At 72.4% G+C, this 23,212-nt stretch carries 24 protein-coding genes; 13 read left to right on the forward strand and 11 right to left on the reverse strand.

The window, feature by feature from the left end:
• Positions 1 to 18: 18 nt before the first annotated feature.
• Both OG389_RS24800 and OG389_RS24805 read right to left on the reverse strand, forming a co-directional pair.
• Positions 19 to 525, reverse strand: coding sequence for a DUF1003 domain-containing protein (locus OG389_RS24800; RefSeq protein WP_328304065.1), 507 nt, complete (start codon positions 523 to 525; stop codon positions 19 to 21).
• A 193-nt stretch (positions 526 to 718) separates the two neighbouring features.
• Positions 719 to 2,026, reverse strand: a complete 1,308-nt coding sequence (locus OG389_RS24805) for a magnesium transporter MgtE N-terminal domain-containing protein (RefSeq protein ID WP_328300653.1) — start codon at positions 2,024 to 2,026, stop codon at positions 719 to 721.
• 219 nt (positions 2,027 to 2,245) lie between these two features.
• On the opposite strand from OG389_RS24805, the gene OG389_RS24810 reads away from it, so the two are divergent.
• Positions 2,246 to 3,040: a hypothetical protein gene (locus OG389_RS24810; protein WP_328300654.1), complete on the forward strand. Its 795-nt coding sequence runs from the start codon at positions 2,246 to 2,248 to the stop codon at positions 3,038 to 3,040.
• A gap of 55 nt (positions 3,041 to 3,095) precedes the next feature.
• Here the strand turns inward: OG389_RS24810 and OG389_RS24815 are convergent, their stop codons facing one another.
• Positions 3,096 to 3,608: a hypothetical protein gene (locus OG389_RS24815; protein WP_328300655.1), complete on the reverse strand. Its 513-nt coding sequence runs from the start codon at positions 3,606 to 3,608 to the stop codon at positions 3,096 to 3,098.
• A gap of 58 nt (positions 3,609 to 3,666) precedes the next feature.
• Positions 3,667 to 4,791 (reverse strand): magnesium and cobalt transport protein CorA, encoded by a 1,125-nt coding sequence (locus OG389_RS24820; protein ID WP_328300656.1) that lies wholly within the window; start codon positions 4,789 to 4,791, stop codon positions 3,667 to 3,669.
• Between the two features lie 401 nt (positions 4,792 to 5,192).
• On the opposite strand from OG389_RS24820, the gene OG389_RS24825 reads away from it, so the two are divergent.
• From OG389_RS24825 to OG389_RS24840, 4 genes are all read left to right on the forward strand, one after another.
• On the forward strand, positions 5,193 to 5,777 hold the full coding sequence (locus OG389_RS24825; protein WP_328300657.1) for a suppressor of fused domain protein: 585 nt from the start codon (positions 5,193 to 5,195) through the stop codon (positions 5,775 to 5,777).
• Positions 5,778 to 5,853: 76 nt separating this feature from the next.
• On the forward strand, positions 5,854 to 6,495 hold the full coding sequence (locus tag OG389_RS24830; RefSeq protein WP_328300658.1) for a DUF6758 family protein: 642 nt from the start codon (positions 5,854 to 5,856) through the stop codon (positions 6,493 to 6,495).
• Positions 6,496 to 6,641: 146 nt separating this feature from the next.
• Positions 6,642 to 7,508: a PHP domain-containing protein gene (locus OG389_RS24835; RefSeq protein ID WP_328300659.1), complete on the forward strand. Its 867-nt coding sequence runs from the start codon at positions 6,642 to 6,644 to the stop codon at positions 7,506 to 7,508.
• A gap of 64 nt (positions 7,509 to 7,572) precedes the next feature.
• Complete coding sequence (locus OG389_RS24840; RefSeq protein WP_328300660.1) at positions 7,573 to 8,178, forward strand: MarC family protein; 606 nt, start codon at positions 7,573 to 7,575, stop codon at positions 8,176 to 8,178.
• 95 nt (positions 8,179 to 8,273) lie between these two features.
• On the opposite strand, the gene OG389_RS24845 is transcribed toward OG389_RS24840, so the two are convergent.
• The 3 genes from OG389_RS24845 to OG389_RS24855 form a co-directional block, all read right to left on the reverse strand.
• Positions 8,274 to 8,426 (reverse strand): hypothetical protein, encoded by a 153-nt coding sequence (locus OG389_RS24845; RefSeq protein ID WP_328300661.1) that lies wholly within the window; start codon positions 8,424 to 8,426, stop codon positions 8,274 to 8,276.
• A gap of 100 nt (positions 8,427 to 8,526) precedes the next feature.
• Entirely contained in the window at positions 8,527 to 9,408 is an 882-nt protein-coding gene (locus OG389_RS24850; protein WP_328300662.1) for an alpha/beta fold hydrolase, read from the reverse strand.
• A 141-nt stretch (positions 9,409 to 9,549) separates the two neighbouring features.
• A complete protein-coding gene (locus tag OG389_RS24855; RefSeq protein ID WP_328300663.1) occupies positions 9,550 to 11,628 on the reverse strand; it encodes a DEAD/DEAH box helicase in 2,079 nt (692 codons plus the stop codon).
• Between the two features lie 463 nt (positions 11,629 to 12,091).
• Between OG389_RS24855 and OG389_RS24860 the strand changes: the two genes are divergently transcribed.
• Positions 12,092 to 12,850, forward strand: a complete 759-nt coding sequence (locus OG389_RS24860) for a ferritin-like fold-containing protein (RefSeq protein ID WP_328300664.1) — start codon at positions 12,092 to 12,094, stop codon at positions 12,848 to 12,850.
• A 101-nt stretch (positions 12,851 to 12,951) separates the two neighbouring features.
• On the opposite strand, the gene OG389_RS24865 is transcribed toward OG389_RS24860, so the two are convergent.
• From OG389_RS24865 to OG389_RS24880, 4 genes are all read right to left on the reverse strand, one after another.
• Positions 12,952 to 13,254 carry a hypothetical protein gene (locus tag OG389_RS24865; RefSeq protein WP_328300665.1) on the reverse strand — a complete coding sequence of 101 codons (303 nt, stop codon included), beginning with the start codon at positions 13,252 to 13,254 and terminating at the stop codon, positions 12,952 to 12,954.
• Between the two features lie 140 nt (positions 13,255 to 13,394).
• On the reverse strand, positions 13,395 to 13,622 hold the full coding sequence (locus OG389_RS24870) for a DUF3107 domain-containing protein (RefSeq protein ID WP_328300666.1): 228 nt from the start codon (positions 13,620 to 13,622) through the stop codon (positions 13,395 to 13,397).
• 150 nt (positions 13,623 to 13,772) lie between these two features.
• Positions 13,773 to 14,411 carry a TetR/AcrR family transcriptional regulator gene (locus OG389_RS24875; protein ID WP_214949215.1) on the reverse strand — a complete coding sequence of 213 codons (639 nt, stop codon included), beginning with the start codon at positions 14,409 to 14,411 and terminating at the stop codon, positions 13,773 to 13,775.
• Positions 14,412 to 14,558: 147 nt separating this feature from the next.
• The gene (locus OG389_RS24880; protein ID WP_328300667.1) at positions 14,559 to 14,774 is read right to left on the reverse strand and encodes a hypothetical protein; all 216 of its coding nucleotides are present in this window, start codon (positions 14,772 to 14,774) and stop codon (positions 14,559 to 14,561) included.
• A gap of 122 nt (positions 14,775 to 14,896) precedes the next feature.
• On the opposite strand from OG389_RS24880, the gene OG389_RS24885 reads away from it, so the two are divergent.
• The 7 genes from OG389_RS24885 (at position 14,897) to OG389_RS24915 (ending at position 23,204) form a co-directional block, all read left to right on the forward strand.
• Positions 14,897 to 15,883 carry an alpha/beta fold hydrolase gene (locus OG389_RS24885; protein ID WP_328300668.1) on the forward strand — a complete coding sequence of 329 codons (987 nt, stop codon included), beginning with the start codon at positions 14,897 to 14,899 and terminating at the stop codon, positions 15,881 to 15,883.
• 253 nt (positions 15,884 to 16,136) lie between these two features.
• Positions 16,137 to 17,462 carry a DUF3152 domain-containing protein gene (locus tag OG389_RS24890; RefSeq protein ID WP_328300669.1) on the forward strand — a complete coding sequence of 442 codons (1,326 nt, stop codon included), beginning with the start codon at positions 16,137 to 16,139 and terminating at the stop codon, positions 17,460 to 17,462.
• A 46-nt stretch (positions 17,463 to 17,508) separates the two neighbouring features.
• Positions 17,509 to 17,604: an Ms4533A family Cys-rich leader peptide gene (locus OG389_RS24895; protein WP_323182329.1), complete on the forward strand. Its 96-nt coding sequence runs from the start codon at positions 17,509 to 17,511 to the stop codon at positions 17,602 to 17,604.
• A 170-nt stretch (positions 17,605 to 17,774) separates the two neighbouring features.
• Complete coding sequence (locus OG389_RS24900) at positions 17,775 to 19,526, forward strand: ABC transporter substrate-binding protein (RefSeq protein ID WP_328300670.1); 1,752 nt, start codon at positions 17,775 to 17,777, stop codon at positions 19,524 to 19,526.
• Positions 19,523 to 20,506, forward strand: coding sequence for an ABC transporter permease (locus tag OG389_RS24905; protein WP_328300671.1), 984 nt, complete (start codon positions 19,523 to 19,525; stop codon positions 20,504 to 20,506). The genes OG389_RS24900 and OG389_RS24905 overlap by 4 nt, the downstream gene beginning before the upstream one ends.
• Positions 20,503 to 21,495: an ABC transporter permease gene (locus OG389_RS24910; RefSeq protein WP_328300672.1), complete on the forward strand. Its 993-nt coding sequence runs from the start codon at positions 20,503 to 20,505 to the stop codon at positions 21,493 to 21,495. Before OG389_RS24905 ends, OG389_RS24910 begins: the two co-directional genes overlap by 4 nt.
• Positions 21,492 to 23,204 (forward strand): ABC transporter ATP-binding protein, encoded by a 1,713-nt coding sequence (locus tag OG389_RS24915; protein WP_328300673.1) that lies wholly within the window; start codon positions 21,492 to 21,494, stop codon positions 23,202 to 23,204. Before OG389_RS24910 ends, OG389_RS24915 begins: the two co-directional genes overlap by 4 nt.
• Positions 23,205 to 23,212 lie beyond the last annotated feature (8 nt).

Here is a 23,212-nt window from a genome sequence, read left to right on the forward strand (position 1 = left end):
GGGCCTCAGGAAAGCCCGCTAGCGGTCGCCTTCGTCACTCTCGGACGGGAATAGCCGCCGCTCGTCCATCTCCTTGATCAGATCCTGGAACTCGGACCGGATCCAGTCGCGCGTGGCGACCTCTCCCAGACCCATGCGCAGGGCGGCGATCTCCCGCGTCAGGTACTCGGTGTCGGCCAGCGAGCGCTCGTTCTGCTTGCGGTCCTGTTCCAGGTTGACCCGGTCCCGGTCGTCCTGCCGGTTCTGCGCGAGCAGGATCAGCGGGGCCGCGTAGGAGGCCTGGAGCGACAGCATCAGGGTCAGGAAGATGAAGGGGTACTGGTCGAACCGCAGATGCTCCGGCGCGAAGATGTTCCACAGCACCCAGATGATGATGACGACGGTCATCCAGACGATGAACCGGCCGGTGCCGAGGAACCGCGCCACCCGCTCCGACAGCCGTCCGAACGCCTCCGGGTCGTATTCGGGCAGCAGCCGCCGGCGCGCCGGGCGCGGCAGGTCGAGCCGCGCGCGCGAGCGCGTCAGCGCGCTCGACCCGGTCCCGGACCCGGAGGTCCCGGAGCCGCCGCTCTTCGCCCGTTCGCGGTGCGCGTCGGAGGAACGTTCCGCCGACTCCACCGACAGGCCGTGCTCGCGCGCCTGCAGCCGCGCCTGTTCGCGCCGCTCCCGGATCTGCTCGCGCCGCCGCTCGCGCGCGCCCTGGTCGCCGCGCCCCCGTTCAGTGGTCACGCAGGGCCCCTTCCGCGCGCTCGGAGTCCTCGGGTCCGCCGGGACCCTCCGAATGGAAGTCCGTCTCCCGCCAGTCGTCCGGCAGCAGGTGGTCCAGTACGTCGTCGACGGTGACCGCGCCCAGCAGCGAGCCGCTCTCGTCGACGACCGGCACCGCCACCATGTTGTACGCGGCCAGGTAGCTGGTCACCACCGGCAGCGAGGAGTCCGGCCGCAGCGGCGCCAGCCCGGTGTCCACGATCGAGCTGACCAGTGTGAACGGCGGATCGCGCAGCAGGCGCTGGAAGTGCACCGTGCCCAGGTACTTGCCCGTCGGCGTCTCGTCCGGCGGCCGGCACACGTACACCTGCGCCGCCAGCGCCGGAGACAGGTCCGACTGCCGTACGCGGGCCAGCGCGTCCGCGACCGTCGCGTCGGGCCGCAGCACGATCGGCTCCGTGGTCATCAGACCGCCCGCGGTGTTCTCCTCGTACGACAGGAGGCGACGCACATCGGCCGCGTCGTCCGGCCGCATCAGCGTCAGCAGCCGCTCCTTGTCGTCCTCCGGCAGCTCCGAGAGCAGGTCGGCCGCGTCGTCCGGGTCCATCGCCTCCAGGACGTCGGCCGCGCGCTCCTCCTTCAGTTTCCCGAGGATCTCCACCTGCTCGTCCTCGGGCAGCTCCTCCATGACGTCCGCGAGCCGGTCGTCGTCCAGAGCGCTGGCCACCTCGGCGCGCCGCTTGGGCGTCAGGTGGTGCAGGACGTTCGCGACGTCGGCCGGGCGCATCTGTTCGAAGGTGGCGACCAGGTTCTCGGCGCCCTGCCCGTGCTCCTCCAGGGAGAACCCGGTCACCGCCGACCACTCGACGGTCAGGGTCTCGCCGCGCCGGCGCAGCGCGCCCGACTTGCCCTTCCGCACGAAGATCCGGTCGATCTCCCAGTCGCGGCGCGCCGGCAGCTGCTGGATGGCCACGTCCAGGACGGTGACCTCCTCGTCGTCCGCGACCAGGCGCACCCGCCGGTCCAGCAGCTCGCCGAGGATCAGCCGCTCGGTGGGACGCTGCTCGAAGCGCCGCATGTTGACCACGCCGGTGGTGATGACCTGGCCGGACTCGACGCCCGTCACCCGGGTCATGGGCAGGAAGATCCGGCGCCGGCTGACGACCTCGACCACCAGGCCGAGCAGCCGGGGCGGCCGGCCGCCCACGCGGAGCATCGCGACGAGGTCGCGGACACGGCCCACCTGGTCGCCGTTGGGGTCGAAGACGGGCACACCCGACAGATGCGAGACGAAGATCCGTGGGGCGCCTGCCGCCATCCGAGCGCCTCCTACGAGCTGCGTCATCCGTCGATCACCGGTACTGCCGTCCCTCAGGTTAGCCCGTGCCGCACACAACCTCCTGGTGGGGCCGTCCGCACGGGCGTCCCCGGAGCCCGCGCACCCTCGCGGGCCCTACCCGGGCTCCGCGCGGGGGCCGTCGCTACGGGCGGGTACGCTGCCAGCTGCTCGCCGACGCAACGAGAGGGGCACCCGCCCGTGACCGCCTACTTCCCCGCCCCACGGCTGCGCCGGGCCGCCTTCCTCAGCGCCCTGTGCGCGAGCCTGGCCGTCGTCGCCACCGGGTGCGGGGCGGACCCCGACGAGGGCACGAACGGGGTCGGCAAACTCACCGCCGACCAGATCGAGGACAAGGCCAGGACGGCCGTCACCGGGGCCCAGTCGGTGCACCTGTCCGGCACCCTCGTCAGCGGCGGCAAGTCCTTCACCCTCGACATGCGGCTCGGGGCGGACGGCGGCTCCGGCGAGGTGAAATCGCAGGACGACACCACCTTCCAGCTGCTGCGGGTGGGCGAGCAGCTCTACCTCAAGGCGAGCGCCAAGTTCTGGGGCCAGTCCGAGGCGGCCGGCAAGCTCGGCGACAAGTTCGTCAAGGTGCCCGAGGGCGACCCCTCCTACAAGCAGTTGCGCGGGTTCACCGACATGCACGTCATGCTGGACGGACTGCTCGGGCTCGACGGCAAGCTCACCAAGGGCGAGGACTACACCAAGGTCGGGCACACCAAGGCCGTCCAGGTCTCGGCGGACGCCGGCAAGGGCGGCAAGCTGTCGGTCTCCCTGGAGGGCACCCCCTACCCGCTCCTGATGGAACGCGCGGGCGGCGCCGGCCGGGTGGAGCTCGCGGAATGGGGCAAGCCGGTCGAGCTCACCGCGCCCGCGCAGGACCAGACGGTGGACTACGGTTCCCAGCTGCCCACCACCAAGGAGCAGGGGGACGGCTCCGCGCAGCCCACGCCCAAGGGCTCCGGCCAGGGCACGGCCCCCAAGCGCTGACCCCTGGGCCGCCCGGCCGGCCGTCCGGCGAGCGGGGGGCCGTCCGGCAAGCCGCCTAGCGGGCCGCCTTCTTCCGCTTCAGCAGCAGCTTCGGCAGCCCGGCCGGGATCGGCTCCCGGGTGATCGCGGGGGAGTCCAGCGGAGCCGCGGCCAGCGAACCCTCCGGGAGGCCCGCCCGGACCGACTCCGGCTCCAGGCGCAGCAGCCGGCACTCCCGCGCCCACCGCCCGGTCATCTCGGCGGAGTCGGGCGCGTTGAGCCGCTTGCCCTTCAGCTCGGCCACCGCGGCCTCCCACGGCTCGCTGCCGGGCACGAGCTCCCGTACCGTCGCCGTCCACGCGACGAGCCGGCCGCCCTTGTCCTTGCTGCGCACGGTCACCTCGGCCGCCGCCCCGTCCGCGAGCCCGGGGAACGGCTGCTCGCCGGGCCCGTCGCCGAGCACATGGGCCGCGCCGTCCACCCAGGCGTGCCACAGGCCGCGGTCGGCCCCGGAGCCGCGGACCCAGATGAGGCCGGACTTCTTGGTGGCCTCCTCGACGAGGGCCAGTTCGAGCGCGCTGAGAGTCATGCGGACAGGGTAGCCAGCGGGGCGTGCGCCACCGCGACCAGGCGTGCGGGGCCGACGCCTACAGCCAGCCGTGCCGGCGCAGTGCCCGGTGGATGGTGAAGCAGCTGCCGGTGATGGCGGCCATCACCATCGGATAGCCGTAGCGCCAGTGCAGCTCCGGCATGTGCTCGAAGTTCATCCCGTACACGCCGCAGATCATGGTCGGCACGGCGATGATCGCCGCCCAGGAGGTGATCTTGCGCATGTCCTCGTTCTGGGCGACGGTCGCCTGCGCCAGGTTGGCCTGGAGGATGGAGTTCAGCAGTTCGTCGAAGCCGACGACCTGCTCGTGGACGCGGGCCAGGTGGTCGGCGACGTCGCGGAAGTACTTCTGGATGTCCGGGTCCACCAGCCGCATCGGCCGCTCGCTGAGCAGTTCCATGGGGCGCAGCAGCGGGGAGACAGCCCGCTTGAACTCCAGTACCTCGCGCTTGAGCTGGTAGATGCGGCCCGCGTCGCCGCCGCGCGCACTGCCCTTGGCGGGGGCGGCGAAGACGTCGCTCTCCACCTCGTCGATGTCGTCCTGGACGGCCGAGGCGACGGCGATGTAGCCGTCGACGACGTGGTCGGCGAGGGAGTGCAGGACGGCGGACGGTCCCCTGGCCAGAAGAGCCGGGTCGTCCTGGAGGCGGTGGCGCAGTCCCCTGAGGGAGCCCTGGCCGCCGTGCCGGACGGTGATGACGAAGTCGGGTCCGGTGAAGCACATCACCTCGCCGGTCTCCACCACCTCGCTGGTGGCGGTCAGTTCGGCGTGCTCGACGTAGTGGATCGTCTTGAAGACGGTGAAGAGGGTGTCGTCGTAGCGCTCCAGCTTCGGCCGCTGGTGCGCGTGCACCGCGTCCTCCACGGCGAGCGGGTGCAGCCCGAACACGGCGGCGATCCCGGCGAATTCGTCCTCGGTCGGCTCGTGCAGCCCGATCCACGCGAAACCGCCGTCCTCGCGGACCTGGCGCATCGCCTCACGGGGCGTCAGGCACGCGGCTCCGTGCGCCCGCAGGGCCCGGCGCCCGTCGCGGTAGACCGCACAGTCGACCACCGCGCTGTTGGCGGACGGGTCGCGGGTGGCGTCGTAGCCGGGCTGTACGGGGGTGGACCGGCGCAGTGCCGGACGGACGGCGGCACGGAGGTAGGGCAGCATCGACATGGCAGGCTCCTTCGCGCGCACGGCTGCGGACCGTACGGGTGGGAGGTCCTTCCGGGTGACACGGTCGCCGCGGTCGGCAGTCCGGGCGGACGGGCAGGCGGAAGGATGAGGACGGGAGGACATGGTTCTGCCGTCGCTCTTCGACCGATCCGGGAGTGCGGATCAAAGGGGGCGCGGGACGCCCGTCAGTGAAGTGGAAGAGCGATTGGTACTACTGCACGATCGACTTCGATGCACCGCAGCCCCACCTCCTCCGGCCGGTCCCCCGTGGGGGACGTCCTGTCGCCGGGGCACTGAAACTTCTCTTCTGAGAGCGTCCCCGACCAACGGTCAACGATATCAGCCGACGGATGGTCAAGACCCGCCCTTTACCCGCCTGATACGAGTTCTATGCTCGGTCCATGGCAGAAATCCTGGCCCTTGTGGAAGCCCGGCTGCGCGCCACGCTCGGCGAACCCGACGCCCGCGCCGCCGTCACCTTCCTGGGCACCGACCGCATCGAGGTCCTCCGCTTCACCGAGGGCGACCTCGTGCGGTACGCGACCCTCGGCATGTCCGCGCAACCGATGACCGACCCGACGGCGGTGGTCGCCGATCCGGTGCGCGGCCCGCGCGCCGAGCTCGTACTGACGGTGCGCGGCGGGCTCGCACCCACCGACAGACTGCTGCGGCCACTGGCGGTACTGGCCGCGGCCCCCCAGGTGGAGGGGCTGATCGTGGCGCCCGGGGCCTCGCTGGACGTGGGGGAACCGCTTTGGGACGGGGCTCCGTTCACCTCCGTGCTCGTGGCGGAGCCGGGCGGGCTGGTGGAGGACCTCGTACTGGAGGACCCGATGGACCCGGTCTCCTTCTTCCCCCTCCTCCCGATGACGGCGAACGAGGCCGCGTGGAAGCGGGTGCACGGCGCGGCCGCCCTGCAGGAACGCTGGCTCGCGCGCGGCACGGATCTGCGGGACCCTCTGCGTACGGCAGTCGCACTGGACTGAGCATCCGGCCGCCCGGCCGCCCGGACGGGTGATCGCGTCTTGACGGGGCGCGCGGCGGGGAGGAGCGTGGCTTCTTATGAGGGGCGAACCGAGTTGCCCGAAGTGCGGTGGCCGGGTCAGGGCGCCCGGTCTCTTCGCCGACTCCTGGCAGTGCGCGGTGCACGGCACCGTTCATCCCCTGCAGCCCGTGATCCCGCCGAGCGTCGAAGGCCTGGGCGTGGTGGTGAGCCGGGCGCAGGTACCGGTCTGGATGCCCTGGCCGCTGCCCGTCGGCTGGCTCTTCACCGGGATCGCCTCGGCCGGCGACGACCGCAGCGGCGGCCGGGCCACCGCCGTGGCCTGCTCGGGCCCCGGCCCGCTCGGCGGCATCGGTGAGCTGCTGCTGATCGCCGAGGAACTGGGCGTAGGGCTGGGCGCGCGGTTCGCGGGCCTCGACACCCCCGACCCGGTCCCCTACATGAACGTCGCCGCCCCTCCGCACGCCAAGGTCGTCGCCGCGGGGCGTCCGACTCCGCTCTGGCATGTCACCGGTGTCCCGGAGGACCGGGCCGTCTTCGCCGGGGAGGCGCGCGGGCTGTGGCTGTGGGCGATCGTCTGGCCGGAGCAGTCGGGGCTGCTGATGTACGACGAGCTGGTCCTGACGGACCTGCGCGACGCGGGAGCCGAGGTCGAACTCCTCCCCTGCGGCGCCCTGAGCCCCCGCATTCTCTCCTCCTGACGCGTGCCTCGCGCCGCGCGGCCCCGGCGGGCCCCGCGGGCCGCGGCGCGCCCGTGCTCCAGCCGTGGCGCTCGCGCCCCGGGTGTCCGGGCCGGGGGTATCCTTGAGCGTCCCCCGTCATACCCACCACCACCTGGAGCTCGGCTGTGCGCATCGATCTGCACGCGCACTCCACGGCCTCGGACGGTACGGACACCCCCGCCGAGCTGGTGCGCAATGCCGCCACCGCGGGGCTCGACGTGGTCGCCCTGACCGACCACGACACGGTCGCCGGACACCGCGAGGCCATCGACGCGCTGCCCGCGGGGCTGACCCTGGTCACGGGCGCCGAGCTGAGCTGCCGTCTCGACGGCACCGGGATGCACCTGCTCGCGTACCTCTTCGACCCCGAGGAGCCCGAGCTCTCCCGGGAGCGGGAGCTCGTACGCGACGACCGCACCCCGCGCGCGCAGGCCATGGTCGGCAAGCTGCGGGACCTTGGAGTGGACATCACCTGGGAGCGGGTGGACCGGATCGCCGGTGAGGGCTCCGTCGGGCGGCCGCACATCGCCGCCGCGATGGTCGAGCTCGGCGTGGTCCCGACCGTGTCCGACGCGTTCACCGCGCACTGGCTGGCCGACGGCGGCCGCGCGTACGCCGGGAAGCACGAGCTCGACCCCTTCGACGCGATCCGCCTGGTCAAGGCCGCCGGCGGGGTCACCGTCTTCGCCCACCCCGCCGCCGTCAAGCGCGGCGCGTGCGTGTCCGAGAACGCGATAGCCGCCCTGGCGGCGGCCGGCCTGGACGGCATCGAGGTCGACCACATGGACCACGACGAGGCCACCCGGGCGCGCCTGCGCGGCCTGGCCGGCGATGTCGGTCTGCTGACCACCGGGTCCAGCGACTACCACGGCAGCCGCAAGACCTGCCGCCTCGGGGAGTACACGACCGACCCCGAGATCTACGGCGAGATCACGCGCCGTGCCACCGGGGCGTTCCCGGTCCCCGGCGCCGGTGGACGCGCGCGCGGCTGACCGCGGTCGCCGCCTCCCACTCCACTCCTTTTTTCGTAACACCCCTCTCCTGCAAGGCATCACTGTGCTCGATTTCGCCGTCTTCGGATCCCTCTTTCTCACGCTTTTTGTGATTATGGACCCCCCGGGGATCACGCCCATCTTCCTCGCCCTGACCTCCGGCCGCCCCGCCAAGGTGCAGCGCCGCATGGCCTGGCAGGCCGTCTGCGTCGCCTTCGGCGTCATCGCCGTCTTCGGCATCTGCGGCCAGCAGATCCTCGACTACCTGCACGTCTCCGTGCCGGCCCTGATGATCGCGGGCGGCCTGCTGCTCCTGCTCATCGCGCTCGACCTGCTCACCGGCAAGACCGACGAGCCGAAGCAGACCAAGGACGTGAACGTCGCGCTCGTCCCGCTCGGGATGCCGCTGCTCGCCGGGCCCGGTGCGATCGTCTCGGTGATCCTGGCCGTACAGAAGGCCGACGGGCTCACCGGTCAGGTCTCCGTGTGGTGCGCGATCGTCGCGATGCACATCGTGCTGTGGGTGGTGATGCGGTACTCGCTCGTCATCATCAGGGTGATCAAGGACGGCGGTGTCGTCCTCGTGACGCGCCTGGCGGGCATGATGCTCTCCGCGATCGCCGTCCAGCAGATCATCAACGGCGTGCTCCAGGTGATCCACACCTCGTAGCGCCCGCCGCCGCGCATGCGAACGCCCCCGCACCGGGATCGGTGCGGGGGCGTCGGCGTCGTGCCTTCGTCGTACGCGGCGGCGGTCGCCGTTCGTCAGTTGGACACCGTCTCGGCCGGTCGGATCAGGATGCGCTGGCCAATGGCCGCGGCCTGCTGCACGATCCGGTTGACGGAGGCCGCGTCCACGACGGTGCTGTCCACGGCAGATCCGTCGACGTCGTCCAGGCGCAGAATCTCGAAGCGCATGGGGCTTCTCCCTTCGTCAGTGTTTCTCCTTGTACAGGGTTAACGAAGTGTAAGCCGCAAACATTCCCTACGCTAAAGAAATTTTTTCCTTGTCTAACTACTAACGGGTATCGGAGTGGTCGGAGGAGGCCCAGAACCCCGCCAGCGCCGCCGCCGTGGCCGCCGGATCCTCGGCGTTCGGCGAGTGCTCGGTCCCCGGGATCACCACCCGCGCCGCGCCCAGCCGGCGGGCCATGGCGTCCATGGCGGACACCGGCCACACCGGGTCGGACTCCCCGGACAGCACCAGCTTCGCCAGCCCCGGCGCCGCGGCGGCGAGCTCACCGATCCGGTCCGGCTCGCCGATCAGCGCCCGGCCGGTGACGATCAGCTGCTCGGGGACGGTCCCCAGCCAGCGCTCGCGCAGGAAGGCCGCCAGCGCGGGGGAGTCCGGGGGAGCGTCGCGCGGATCCATGGCGCGCATGGCCGCCCAGATGCCGGCCATGTCGTCGCCCATTGCCTCCAGGGCCGACACCAGCAGCTTCGTACGGCCCCGCTGGTCCTCGCAGACCGCGCCCGGACCACTGCTCAGCAGTGTGAGGCTGGCCCAGGGGGCCGGATCGCGGACCACGGCCGCCCGTACCACCAGCCCGCCCAGCGAGTGTCCGAGCAGGTGCACCGGGCCGGCTCCACCCAGTGCGGCCGTCTGCGCCAGGACATCGCGCGCCAGCTCCTCCAGCGCGTACGGGGCCTCCGTGCGCGGGCCTCCGCTCTCGTGCTGGCCGCGCCCGTCGACGGCGACCACCCGGTACCCGGCGGCGGCCAGCGGCCCGAGAAGGCCGATGAAGTCCTCCTTGCTGCCGGTGTAGCCGGGGACCAGCAGGGCGGTGGCGCGCACCGGCCCGCCGGGCACGGCCTCGTGCACGGCGAACTCGCCGCGGGCGGTGCTCAGGCGGTACGCGCGGGCCGAGGGCGGCAGGGTGAGGGTCGGGGGCTTGCTCATGGGCCCGAGGTTACCGGCCCGTACGGCCGTTCGGGGCGGTGTCCGGGGCACGGTTCGGGCGGCGTTCGGGCACCGTTCGCGTCCGGGTGCGCCGATGGCCCCGGCCCCCTGGGAAAGGGGACCGGGGCCATCGGCAGGGCGTTACGCCTCCGGGGTCTCCACCGCGGCGACGGCCTTGCGGGTCCGGGTGCGCTTCGGCTTGACCGGCGCCTCCTCGGCGACCGCGACGGCGGCCGGAGCCTCGACCACGGCGGCGGCCTCGGCGACCGGGGCGGCAGCGGCGACCTTGCGGGTCCGCGTGCGCTTCGGCTTGACCGGCGCCTCCTCGGCGACCGCGACGGCGGCCGGAGCCTCGACCACGGCGGCGGCCTCGGCGACCGGGGCGGCAGCGGCGACCTTGCGGGTCCGCGTGCGCTTCGGCTTGACCGGAGCCTCCTCCGCGACCGCGACGGCGGCCGGAGCCTCGACCACGGCGGCCGGGGCGACGACCTCGACCACGGCCACCGGGGCGGCGACCGGGGCGGCCGCGGCCCTGCGGGGGGCGCGGACGGTACGGCGCTCCCGGACCGGCTCGACCATCGGGGCCATCTGGAAGTCGGGCTCCGGAGCCGGCTTGGCCGGCGCCTCGAGCGGCGGCAACGCGGCGGCGACGAAGGTGGCGGCCGGAGCGGCCGACCGGGTCCGGCGGCGACGCGGCGTGCGCGGCTGGTCGGCGGCCGGAGCCTCCGGGGCCTCGGCGACCGGGGTCACCGCAGCGACCGCGGGGGCCTGGGCGGCCACCGGAGCCAGGAAGTCGGCGCCCTGCTCCGAGCCACCACGGGTACGGCGACGCTGGCGCGGCGTACGGGTCCGGGCGGGAGCCTCCTCGACAGCGGCAGCAGCCGGGGCGGCGGCGCCGCGGCCCTCACGGCCACCGTCGCGGCCGGCGTCACGCCCGCGCTCACGACCGGAGTCGCGGCCGCTGTCACGACCGCCGTCGCGACCGCCGTCGCGACCGCCGTCGCGACCGCCGCGGCCACCGCGGCCGCCGGTCTCGCCCAGGTCTTCCACGTTCTCGGCCTTCAGGCCGGCCCGCGTGCGCTCGGCGCGCGGCAGGATGCCCTTGGTGCCGGCCGGGATGTTCATCTGCTCGTACAGGTGCGGGGACGTGGAGTACGTCTCCACCGGGTCGTGGAAGTCCAGCTCCAGCGCCTTGTTGATCAGCTGCCAGCGCGGGATGTCGTCCCAGTCGACCAGGGTGACGGCGATGCCCTTCTTGCCCGCGCGGCCGGTACGGCCCACGCGGTGCAGGAAGGTCTTCTCGTCCTCCGGCGTCTGGTAGTTGATGACGTGGGTGACACCCTCGACATCGATACCGCGTGCGGCGACGTCGGTGCAGACCAGCACGTCGACCTTGCCGTTGCGGAAGGCGCGCAGCGCCTGCTCGCGGGCGCCCTGGCCCAGGTCGCCGTGGACGGCGCCGGAGGCGAAGCCGCGCTTCTCCAGCTGCTCGGCGATGTCGGCCGCCGTGCGCTTGGTGCGGCAGAAGATCATGGCGAGCCCGCGGCCCTCGGCCTGCAGGATGCGGGAGACGAGCTCCGGCTTGTCCATGTTGTGCGCGCGGAAGACGTGCTGCGTGGTGTTGGCGACGGTCGCGCCCTCGCCGTCCTCCGAGACAGCGCGGATGTGCGTCGGCTGCGTCATGTACCGGCGGGCCAGTCCGATGACGGCGCCCGGCATGGTCGCCGAGAACAGCATCGTCTGACGCTTGGGCGGCAGGTAGCTCATGATCCTCTCGACGTCGGGCAGGAAGCCCAGGTCGAGCATCTCGTCGGCCTCGTCCAGGACGAGGGCCTTGACCTTGGAGAGGTCGAGCTTCTTCTGCCCGGCCAGGTCGAGCAGGCGGCCCGGGGTGCCGACGATGACGTCGACGCCCTTCTTGAGCGCCTCGACCTGCGGCTCGTACGCGCGGCCGCCGTATATGGCGAGGACGCGGACGTTGCGGACCTTGCCCGCGGTGAGGAGGTCGTTGGTGACCTGGGTGCAGAGCTCGCGGGTCGGAACCACCACGAGGGCCTGCGGGGCGTCGGTGAGCTGCTCCGGCGTGGAGCGGCCGGCCTCGACGTCCGCGGGGACGACGACGCGCTCCAGCAGGGGGAGGCCGAAACCGAGCGTCTTGCCGGTACCGGTCTTGGCCTGGCCGATGACGTCCGTGCCGGAAAGGGCGACGGGGAGGGTCATCTCCTGGATCGGGAAGGGGGTCACAATGCCGACGGCCTCAAGGGCTTCGGCCGTCTCGGGAAAGATCCCGAGGTCTCGGAACGTAGTCAGGGTGCTGCCTCTTCTGTGAGACGCGGCGCGAGGCGGCGAAGGGGGTCGTACCGTGCCGGGCTTGCAGTACTACGACGTACGTACCAAGCTGCGCGGGACCACGAGCCATCGCTCAGGCGCTTTATGCCGCTGAGGGGGCCCCTCGTGGGACGGTACGCATGAACGCACGCGTCACGCCGAGGGCGGTCGGGTGGAGCCGATCGGGCCACCGACCGGGCATCCTCATTCGGATGGCCCGCCGAGTGTTCGGCAGGCGCATTACCACTGTACCTCGGAATCTCGCAGCTGTGTTGGGTGAATTCACCAGGTAGGCGTGTTTACGTGGACTGAGCAGGTGGTTCGTGGTGCCTTTCGGCGAGCTATTGTGCGGAGCATGTCGACCGTTGAAAACGCATCGCCCGCCGACGAAAGCGCCTCCGCCGAGGCGGTCGGTATCGCCGCCCAGGACTGGGACACGGCCTCCGCCTCGCCGCAGTACCGGGCCGCCGTGGTGGACCTGCTGGGGGCGCTCGCGTACGGCGAACTCGCGGCCTTCGAGCGCCTCGCGGAGGACGCGAAGCTCGCGCCCACCCTCGGCGACAAGGCCGAGCTCGCGAAGATGGCCTCCGCCGAATTCCACCACTTCGAGCGGCTGCGCGACCGGCTCACCGCGATCGACGAGGACGCCACCGCCGCGATGGAGCCCTTCGCGAAGGGCGTCGACGACTTCCACCGCCAGACCGCGCCGTCGGACTGGCTGGAAGGCCTGGTCAAGGCGTACGTCGGCGACTCGATCGCCAGCGACTTCTACCGGGAGGTGGCCACCCACCTCGACACCGACACCCGCGGGCTCGTCGTGAGCGTGCTCGACGACACCGGACACGGCGGCTTCGCCGTCGAGAAGGTGCGCGCCGCGATCGAGGCCGACCCGCGCTGCGGCGGCCGCCTCGCGCTCTGGGCCCGCCGGCTGATGGGCGAGGCGCTGTCGCAGGCCCAGCGCGTGGTCGCCGAGCGCGACGCGCTCTCCACCATGCTGGTCGGCGGCGTCGACGGGATGGCGGCAGGCTTCGACCTGGCGGCCGTCGGCGAGATGTTCACCCGGATCACCAAGGCGCACACCAAGCGGATGGCGGCCCTGGGCCTCGCGGCCTAGCCACCGCGCCCCCGCCCCGCCCCGCCCCACCACGTCGCATACGCCGGCCCCTGCGCGGGAACTCACGCGCAGGGGCCGGCGTACGTCGTCAGTGAGGTCCCTCACCCCCGCGTCGGAACCGAAAACGGAGTCCGATGGGACGACCTCCCCGTACGCCCGGCCGGCCGCAGCAGCAGCGACAGGACCACCGCCGAGACCAGCGCCCCTCCGAACAGGGTCGCGAACAGGGTGTTGTGCCCGGGGCCCAGCGCGGTGTGCGTCAGATAGGCCCCGAAGAGGGCCCCCGACACCCCGCTCACCAGGACCGTCCGCGCGGAGGGCAGCCGCTGGGCGAGCACTCGGACGGCCGCACCGGCCAGGGCGAGGCCCAAGAGAGCGGAGCCGAGCGTCTCGATCAGCAGCATGGCGATTCCTCTCGGAGCGGCGGGCGTACCGGGGCGGGTCCTACTTGCGGTCCTACCCGAAGCGGAGGGGACGGAAACGGCCCGGTGGAGTCATCCACCGGGCCGTTCTCGATGCTCATCAGCTCTCGCTGCGCCTCTCGTCAGAGCGCGCCGAAACCGACCTTGCGCACGTTGGGCTCGCCCAGGTCGATGTACGACAGGCGCTCGGACGGCACCAGGACCTTGCGGCCCTTGATGTCCGTGAGGCTCAGCACCGGCGCCGAGCCGGACAGGGCGGCGGTGACGATGCTCTCCAGCTCCTCGGCACTCAGGTCGCTCTCGAGCACGATCTCCCGGGGTGCGTGCTGCACGCCGATCTTGACCTCCACGGCCTTGTCCCTCCGACGGTCCGGTTCGCGCGATCAGCCGCGCCGTTACCCGGTCCACATTAGCCCGGAGAGGGGACGTGTCCGCCGCACGGCGGAAACGCTCGCAGCGAACAGCCGCCGGTCAGACCGGACGGGAGCGGTCCCAGCGGCTCAGACGTCCGTCGGGTGCAGCGGGAAACCGGCGATTCCGCGCCACGCCAGGGAGGTCAGCAGGCCCACCGCGGTGTCACGTGCGACCGGGCTCTCGCTCGACAGCCAGTAACGGGCCACGACCTGCGACACCCCGCCCAGACCCACGGCCAGCAGCATCGACTCGTCCTTCGACAGGCCGGTGTCCTCGGCGATGACGTCGGAGATCGCCTCGGCGCACTGGAGCGAGACGCGGTCGACGCGCTCGCGCACCGCCGGCTCGTTCGTCAGGTCCGACTCGAAGACCAGCCGGAAGGCGCCGCCCTCGTCCTCGACGTACGCGAAGTAGGCGTCCATGGTCGCGGCGACGCGCATCTTGTTGTCGTTCGTCGACGCGAGCGCGGTGCGTACGGCGAGCAGCAGGGCCTCGCAGTGCTGGTCCAGCAGCGCCAGGTAGAGGTCGAGCTTCCCCGGGAAGTGCTGGTAGAGCACGGGCTTGCTGACGCCCGCGCGCTCGGCGATGTCGTCCATGGCCGCGGCGTGGTAACCCTGCGCCACGAAGACTTCCTGGGCGGCGCCCAGGAGCTGGTTGCGCCGGGCCCGGCGCGGAAGTCGCGTGCCCCGCGGACGCGCTGCCTCGGTCTGCTCGATGGCTGTCACGCCGCCTCCCACTTTCTCTAGAACACAGTGCGCCTTGGCGCCGCGCCGCCATCGTACTTTTCGGTAACGGAATCTGGAGGGTTCAAGCGGAGTTTTCTCGCGGTACGGACCGGCGGTTACCCGCCGGAGACGCTGGTCAGCGCTGGCTCAGCGGTAGTCCTCCTCGTCGAGAGTCACCACCCGGGTCTGCTCGACGGCATCCCCGTCGGAGACTTCGCGCAGGCCCACGTCCGTCAGCGGGTCGTCCTCCAGCGGGTTCAACTCGGTCCGCTGCTCCGCCGCGTCCGCCTCGGGGGCCTCCACATCGAGTGGCTCCCGCTGGTCCGACTGGAAGGTGTCCGGTTCCGCAGGGTCGACAGTCATGGAACAACCCCTTTCCATCTACGAGCCTAGGAGGATCGCGGATACCCCGCTAGGCGGTACGCCATGCGCCTGTGACGGCGAACACAAGAAGAGGAGCGTGATCCTCTCGTAACATTGCCTCCATGTCTTCGACCGAGCTGCCGGGTGTACGGTCCACCGCCGCATCGTCTTCCCAGGTGGGAGCGGTGCGCGTGGCCGAAGGGGAGCAGCTGCGCACCGACCGGCTGCCCGGACTGGAAATGACCGTGCGGGCCCGTCGGGCGCTGCGCGCCGGTCTGCCGCCCGCGCTATTCGTACACGGGCTCGGCGGGTCCTCGCAGAACTGGTCCGCGCTGATGGGGCGGCTCGCCGACGCCGTCGACGGGGAAGCCGTCGACCTGCCCGGCTTCGGCTGGTCCCCGCCTCCCGCGGACCGGGACTACTCCGTCACCGGGCTGGCGCGCGCCGTCATCCGCCACCTCGACTCCGCCGGGCGCGGGCCGGTGCACCTGTTCGGCAACTCCCTGGGCGGGGCGGTCTCCACCCGGGTCGCGGCCGTCCGGCCCGATCTGGTGCGCACGCTGACGCTGGTCTCCCCGGCCCTGCCCGAACTGCGCGTGCAGAAGTCGGCCGTGCCGACCGCGCTGCTCGCCGTACCCGGTGTGGCCGGGCTCTTCGGCCGCCTCACCCGGGGCCTGAGCGCCGAGCAGCGCACCCGGGGGGTGACGGACCTCTGTTACGGCGACCCCTCGCGGGTGACGGCCGAGGCGTTCGGGCTGGCCGTCGAGGAGATGGAACGGCGTCTCGCGCTCCCGTACTTCTGGGATGCGATGACCCGTTCCTCGCGCGGCATCGTCGACGCGTACACCCTCGGCGGGCAGCATGGACTGTGGAACCAGGCGCAGCGGGTTCTCGCTCCGACGCTGCTGGTCTACGGTGGCAGGGACCAGCTCGTCTCGTACCGCATGGCGCGCAAGGCCGCCGCGGCCTTCCGGGGTTCGCGGCTGCTGTGTCTGCCGGAGGCCGGTCATGTGGCGATGATGGAGTACCCCGACGTGGTCGCGGCCGCGTTCCGGGAGCTGCTGGACGACACCGGCGGCGGGAACACCGACGAGGACGGCAAGGGCTGAGCGCGTGGGACGACATAGCCGCAAGGAGCCCCAGGCTCCGGGCCCCGGCCAACCTGAACCGGCCGTGAGGGCCGGTTCACAGGCAGGTCCGCAGGCAGCTTCCCAGGCCGGATCCCAGGCCGGATCCCAGGCCGGATCCCAGGCCGGATCCGGGGCCGGGTCCCGGGCCGGGTCCAGGAGCGGGGCACCGACCGCGTGGCCCGAGCCCGCCGTCAGCCACGGGGGGCACCTGCCCCCGCCCCGCCACGAGCAGGTGTCCGGTGCGCGCGGCGGCCACCCCGAACAGCGCGAGTCCGGCGGAGCCTGGGGCACGGCCACCGGTGCGGGTGCCAGTACCGGTACGGCGTACGGGGACTGGCGCGGGGCACCGCGCGCCCGCCCGGCCACGGGCTCCGCACAGGCGCCGCCGGGGGCGCGGGAGGGCGACGCCCCGGCCTTCGCCACCCCCGTGGCCGGCTCTCCCCGGTTCGTCCCGGAATCCCCGGAGACCTCCACGGGAACGCACCACCGGATCGCGGCGACCGACGGCGCCGTCGCCTCCACCGGTTCGCACCGGCGGATCACCGTGCCCGGCCCCGGTGCGGGCGCCGACGCGGCGTTCACCGCGACGGGCTCCCACCGCCGGGTCCCCGTGCCCGGGGACTCCCTGAGTTCCACCGGCCCGCACGCCGGGATCCCCGCGCCCCGCAAGCCGGTCGCCCCGGGCACCACTGACGCACCTGGCGCCGAGCCGGCGCCCGCGACCGGGCGCGGCATCAAGGTCCTTACGTACGCCGGCATGGCCGCCGCGGCCGTCACCACCGTGCTCGCCGTCGTCGTCGCGGGCCAGGTGGCCACCGAGGGCCACAGCGGCAAGAACAGCCCGCGCGCGACCGGCGACGCCAACAGCCACACCGCCCAGGGGAACTCCGCCGCCTCCCGCTCCGACGACCGCCCGACCCCGGCCGGCTCGGGCGTCGCCCAGGCCGTGCCGGAGCTCTCCTACGAACAGAAGATGGCGCAGCGGCTCCCGATCGACGAGAAGCTGAAGGGGCCGGGCACCTTCGACACGGTGCCCGGGGTGGCACCGGCGCCCGGCAAGGGCAAGGTGATCCGCTACCGGGTCGACATGGAGCGGGGACTCGGCCTGGACGCGCAGCTGTTCGCGGAGGCGGTGCACCGCACCCTGAACGACGACCGCAGCTGGGGCCACGGCGGTTCGAAGACCTTCGAGCGGGTGCCGGGCGGCGAAGCCGATTTCGTGATCACCCTCGCCAGCCCCGGCACCACCGGCGTCTGGTGCGCCAAGTCCGGGCTGGACACCACCGTCGACAACGTCTCCTGCGACTCCGCGTCCACCGACCGCGTGATGATCAACGCGTACCGCTGGGCGCAGGGCTCGGTGACCTACGGCGCGGACCAGATGTTCGCCTACCGCCAGATGCTGATCAACCACGAGGTCGGCCACCGGCTCGGCCACGGGCACGTGACCTGCCAGACACCGGGCGCGCTCGCCCCGATCATGCAGCAGCAGACGAAGTCCCTGGACCTCAACGGAATCCACTGCAAACCCAACCCCTGGGTGTATCCGGGGAGTTGATCCGCCGCGTTGACAAGCTGTCCGATGGTCGGTAATTGTTCTCCGCATGTCGCACCTGCACACCACCACCGCGAGCGCCGCCATTGAGCTGGCGCTGCTTGGTGTGACCGCGCACAGCGTGGCCGACATCCTCTGTCGCTGACGCCTCCCTGAGCGCGCGCGACTGCCTTTTCCTTTCGCTGTTCCGCCGCGCCCGGGGGCTCCTTGCCCGCAGGCGCGGCTTCTTTTCGTTCTCCGTCTCCGTCGACGGTGACCGCTGCCCCTCGCGTGGCCCCTCCCCATTCCGTTTCACGCCGAGAGGTCGTTCTTCCCATGTCTTCCGCCGGGCCTGCCCGTCATCAGATAGCGCGCCGCGTGGCCGTTGTCGCCGTCAGCCTCGTCCTGGCCGGGGGCGCCGCCGCCTGCGGGCCCGAGGACGGTTCGGGCAAGGCGGCGGACAAGCCCGGCGCGGGCGGCGCCGCCGGCGCCCCGCAGAGGGGCGGCACGCTGACCGTCCTCAACAACGAGCCGCAGGTCGACTTCGACCCCGCCCGCCTCTACACCTCCGGCGGCGGAAACGTTCCCTCGCTGGTCTTCCGCACACTGACCACCCGCAACCGCGAGGCCGGTCCGGCCGGCGCCAAGGTGGTGCCCGACCTGGCCACCGACCTCGGCAAGCCCAACGCCGACGCCACCGAGTGGACGTACACGCTCAAGGACGGCCTGAAGTACGAGGACGGCTCGCCGATCACCACCGCCGACATCAAGTACGGCATCGAGCGCTCCTTCGCCGCCGAGCTGTCGGGCGGCGCCCCGTACCTGCGCGACTGGCTGGTCGGCGGAGAGACGTACGAGGGTCCGTACAAGGACGGCGGCAAGGGCCTGGACTCCGTCGTCGTGCCCGACGCGAAGACGATCACCTTCAAACTCCGCAAGTCCGAGGGGGAGTTCCCCTTCCTCGCCACGCAGACGCAGTTCGCGCCCGTGCCCAAGGCCAAGGACACCGGAGTCAAGTACGAGGAGCACCCCGTCTCCTCCGGCCCGTACAAGGTCGTCAAGAACGAGAACGACGGCGAGCACCTCACGCTGGAGCGCAACGAGAACTGGGACGAGAAGACCGACGAGGAGCGCAAGGCCTACCCGGACAAGATCGACGTCCGCTCCGGGCTCGACGCGGCGGTCATCAACCAGCGGCTGTCCACCAGCTCCGGCGCCGACGCGGCCGCCGTCACCACGGACACCAACCTGGGCCCGGCGGAACTCGCCCAGATCGGCTCGAACAAGGAGCTCGAGGGCCGGGTCGGCACGGGCCACTTCGGCTACGTCAACTACCTTGCCTTCAACCCCAAGGTCGCCCCCTTCGACAACCTGAAGGTCCGCCAGGCCATCTCCTACGCGATCAACCGCACCAGCGTGATCAACGCGGCCGGCGGCTCCGCCCTCGCCGAGCCCGCCACCACCTTCCTGCCCGAGCAGGAGGCCTTCGGCTTCGCCAAGTACGACCACTTCCCGGCGGGCAGGACCGGCGACCCGGCCAAGGCCAAGGAACTGCTGGCCGAGGCGGGCTTCAAGGACGGGCTGAGCATCACCCTCACCCACTCCACCGCGCAGAACCGCCAGACGAGCCCCGAGGTCGCCACCGCCGTGCAGCAGGCGCTCGCCGCCGCCGGGATCACCGTCAAGCTGGAGGGGCTGGAGAACAACGCCTTCAACGAGAAGCGCTGGGACGCCAAGAACACCCCCGGCTTCTTCCTCTCCCGCTGGGGCGCCGACTGGCCGTCCGGCGCGCCCTTCCTCGCGCCGATCTACGACGGCCGCCAGATCGTCACCAACGGCACCAACTACAACCACGCGCAGCTCAACGACCCGGCGGTCAACGCCGAGATCGACGAGATCGCCAAGCTGACCGACCTCGCGGCGGCCGGCAAGCGTTGGGGAGCCCTCGACAAGAAGATCGGTGAGCAGGCCCTCGACGTGCCGCTCTTCCACCCGGTCTACAAGCGGCTCGTCGGCAAGGACATCAAGAACGTCGTCATCAGCGACTGGACCGGCGTCCTCGACATCTCGCAGGTCTCGGTCAAGTGACGCCCCTCGCCCACCCGCCGGCATCCGGACCCGGGGTCACCGCCCCGGGTCCGGGCGCCGGACGCCGGATCTGGCGGCGGCTGCGCGCACGGCCCTCGGCCGTGGCGGCCGCCGCCGTTCTGGCGCTCCTCGTCCTGCTCGCCCTCACCGCACCGCTGTTCGCACAACTCACCGGCCAGGACCCGAACGCGTACCACGACGAGCTCGTGGACTCCGCGCGCGGCGGCGTGCCCCTCGGCTCCTTCGGCGGGGTGTCGGGCGAGCACTGGCTCGGCGTCGAACCGGGCACCGGCCGCGACCTGTTCGTCCGGCTGCTCCACGGGGCACGGGTCTCGCTGCTCGTCGCGCTCGGAGCCACCGTCGTCCAGGTCTTCCTCGGCATCACCGCCGGACTGCTCGCCGCGCTCGGCAACCGCTTCGTGGGCCAGCTCGTCGGCCGCGTCACCGACGTGATGATCGCCCTGCCCATGCTGGTGCTCGCCATCGCGCTCACCGCCGTCGTCCCGCCCGACTTCCCCCGGCCGCTGCTGCTGATCCTGGTCATCGGACTCCTCGACTGGGGCGGTACCGCCCGCATGGTGCGCGCCCAGACCCTCAGCCTGCGCGGACTGGACTTCGTCGAGGCCGCCCGGCTCTCGGGCAACGGCACCCTGCGCATCGCCCGCCGCGAACTGCTGCCCTCGCTGGCCGCGCCCGTCATCACCTTCGCCGCGATCAAGGTCCCCACCAACATGGTGATCGAGGCCTCGCTCTCCTTCCTGGGGGTCGGCGTGAAGCCGCCCACCCCGTCCTGGGGGCAGATGCTCTCCAGCGCGCAGACCTGGTTCCGCGCCGACCCCACCTACGTCCTGCTGCCCGCCGGGCTGCTCTTCGTCACCGTGCTCGCCTTCACCGTCCTCGGCGACGGCGTCCGCACGGCCCTCGACCCGCGCGAAGGCTCGCGCCTGCGCGTCGGCACCAGGAAGGAGCGCAGCGCGTGACCCTCTTCGCGCTCAAACGGCTGGGCGGGGCGCTGCTGGTGCTGCTCGCCCTGTCCGTCGTCGTCTACGCCCTCTTCTACGTCGCCCCCGGCGACCCCGCGCGCCTCGCGTGCGGGGAGCGGTGCAACCCGGCCCAGGTGGCCCAGGTACGCGAGCAGCTCGGGCTGAACGACTCGCTGCCCGTGCAGTACCTGCACTTCCTGCAGGGGCTGGTGGCCGGCCGCGACTACTCCGGCGGCGCCGGGCTGGTGCTGCACTGCGACGCGCCCTGCCTCGGATTCTCGTACCAGAACGACCAGCAGGTCACCGAGCTGATCCTGCAGCGGCTCCCCGCCACCCTGTCGCTGGCGCTGGGCGCGCTGGTGATCTGGCTCGTGATCGGCGTCGGCACCGGACTGCTGTCCGCGCTGCGCCGGGGCGGAATCACCGAGCGGGTCCTGACCGTGATCACCCTCGCCGCCACCGGAACCCCCGTCTTCATCCTCGGGCTGCTGCTGCTCATGGCCGTCTGCGCCTACCTCCAGTGGCTGCCCTTCCCGACGTACGTGCCGCTCGGCGAGGATCCCGAGCAGTGGGCCTGGAACATGCTGCTGCCGTGGGTGACCCTCGGCTTCTTCGAGAGCGCCAAGTATGCGCGCCTTACCCGTAGTTCCACGCTCGAGACGCTCGCCGAGGACCACATCCGCACCTTCCGCGCCTATGGGGTCGGGGAGCGGGCGATCGTGACCCGGCACGCCGTGCGCGGGGCGGTGGCCCCGGTGATCGCGCTCAGCGCGGTGGACTTCGGCACGATGATCGGCGGCGCCGTGCTGACCGAGTCGCTGTTCGGGATCCCCGGACTCGGCAAGACCCTCATCGACGGGGTGCGGGTGGTGGACCTGCCCGTCGTCGTGGGCGTGGTCCTCGCCATCGGCGCGGCCGTCGTCCTCGCGGGCGCCGTCGCCGACCTGCTGTACGCCGTCGCGGACCGAAGGGTGGCCCTGACATGACCGGACTGTTGGTGGACGTCACCGACCTCACCGTGGAGTTCCCGGTCGGCGGGCCGGGAGAGTTCCTGCGGGCCGTGGACGGGATCTCCTTCACCCTGGAGCCGGGGCGCGCCCTGGGCATCGTGGGGGAGTCCGGGAGCGGCAAGTCGACCGTCGCGGCGGCCCTGCTGGGGCTGCACCGCGGGACCGGCGCACGGCTCGGCGGATCCGTCCGGGTCGGCGGCACCGACGTGGGCACGGCCTCCGCGGCCGCCCTCCGATCGCTCAGGGGCGCCGTCGCGGCGATGGTCTTCCAGGACCCGCTGAGCTCCCTCGACCCGTACTACTCGATCGGTGACCAGATCGCCGAGGTCCACCGGGTCCACGCGGACGTCTCGCGGCGGGCGGCGCGGGCCCGGGCGGTGGAGGTGCTGGACCGGGTCGGCATACCCGATGCGGTGCGGCGCTCCCGGGCGCGGCCGCACGAGTTCAGCGGCGGTATGCGGCAACGGGCGCTGATCGCCATGGCGTTGGCGTGCGAGCCGCGCCTGCTGATCGCCGACGAGCCGACCACCGCGCTGGACGTCACGGTGCAGGCGCAGATCCTCGACCTGCTGCACGGGCTCCGGGAGGAGCGCGGGCTCGGGCTGCTGCTGGTCACGCACGACGTGGGGGTGGCGGCGGAGAACGTGGACGAGCTGCTGGTCATGAGGGACGGGCTGGCGGTGGAGCGGGGGCCGGTGGCACGGGTCCTGGCGGAGCCGGCGCGGGAGTACACCCGTGCCTTGCTGGCGGCGGTGCCGAGGCTGGATGCGGTGCGGCGCCCCCGGCCGGGGGCGGTACGGGCGCTGCCCGCACCCGCGCCTCAATCGCCGGCGGGGCCGGGTGTGGCTGCGGGGCCGGAACCGGCGGGCGAGCCCGTCGTCGAGGCGTTCGCGTTGCGCAAGGAGTTCGGGCGGGGCAAGCGGCGGGTGGCCGCCGTCGGCGGGGTGTCGATCGCCGTGCACGCCGGGGAGACGCTGGGGATCGTCGGGGAGAGCGGCAGCGGCAAGAGCACGCTCGGCCGGATGCTCGTCGGCCTGCTGGAGCCCGGTTCCGGGCAGGTCCGGCGGGACGGGCGGGAGAGTTCCGGGGTGGTGCCCGGGGTCCAGATGGTGTTCCAGGACCCGGTGTCCTCGCTCAATCCGCGCCGTTCCGTCGGGGAGTCCATCGCCGATCCGCTGCGCGCGGCGGGTGAGAAGGACACGCGGGCCATCCGCGACCGGGTCGGGGAGCTCCTCGTACGGGTCGGGCTGGAGGCGGCGCACTACGACCGCTACCCGCACGAGTTCAGCGGCGGCCAGCGCCAGCGCGTCGGCATCGCCCGCGCACTCGCGCCCCGGCCCCGGCTGATCGTCTGCGACGAGCCCGTCTCGGCCCTCGACGTGACCACGCAGGCGCAGGTCACCGCCCTGCTGGCCGAGCTCCAGCGGGAGCTGGGCATCGCGCTGGTGTTCATCGCGCACGACCTCGCGGTGGTGCGCCAGGTGAGCGACCGGGTCGCGGTCATGCGGGGCGGAGTGATCGTGGAGGAGGGGCCCGTCGACGAGGTCTACGACCGGCCCGCGCACGCCTACACCCGTCAGCTGCTGGCCGCCGTCCCGTCCCTGGACCCCTCCCTGGCCGCGAGCCGCCGTATCGGCCGGAGCGGTCGGACCGTCGTCCCGGACGGAGCCCTCACGGGGTCCTAGTAGTTCTT

It is taken from the genome of Streptomyces sp. NBC_00435, from assembly GCF_036014235.1.
In the GTDB taxonomy this organism is placed as follows: domain Bacteria; phylum Actinomycetota; class Actinomycetes; order Streptomycetales; family Streptomycetaceae; genus Streptomyces.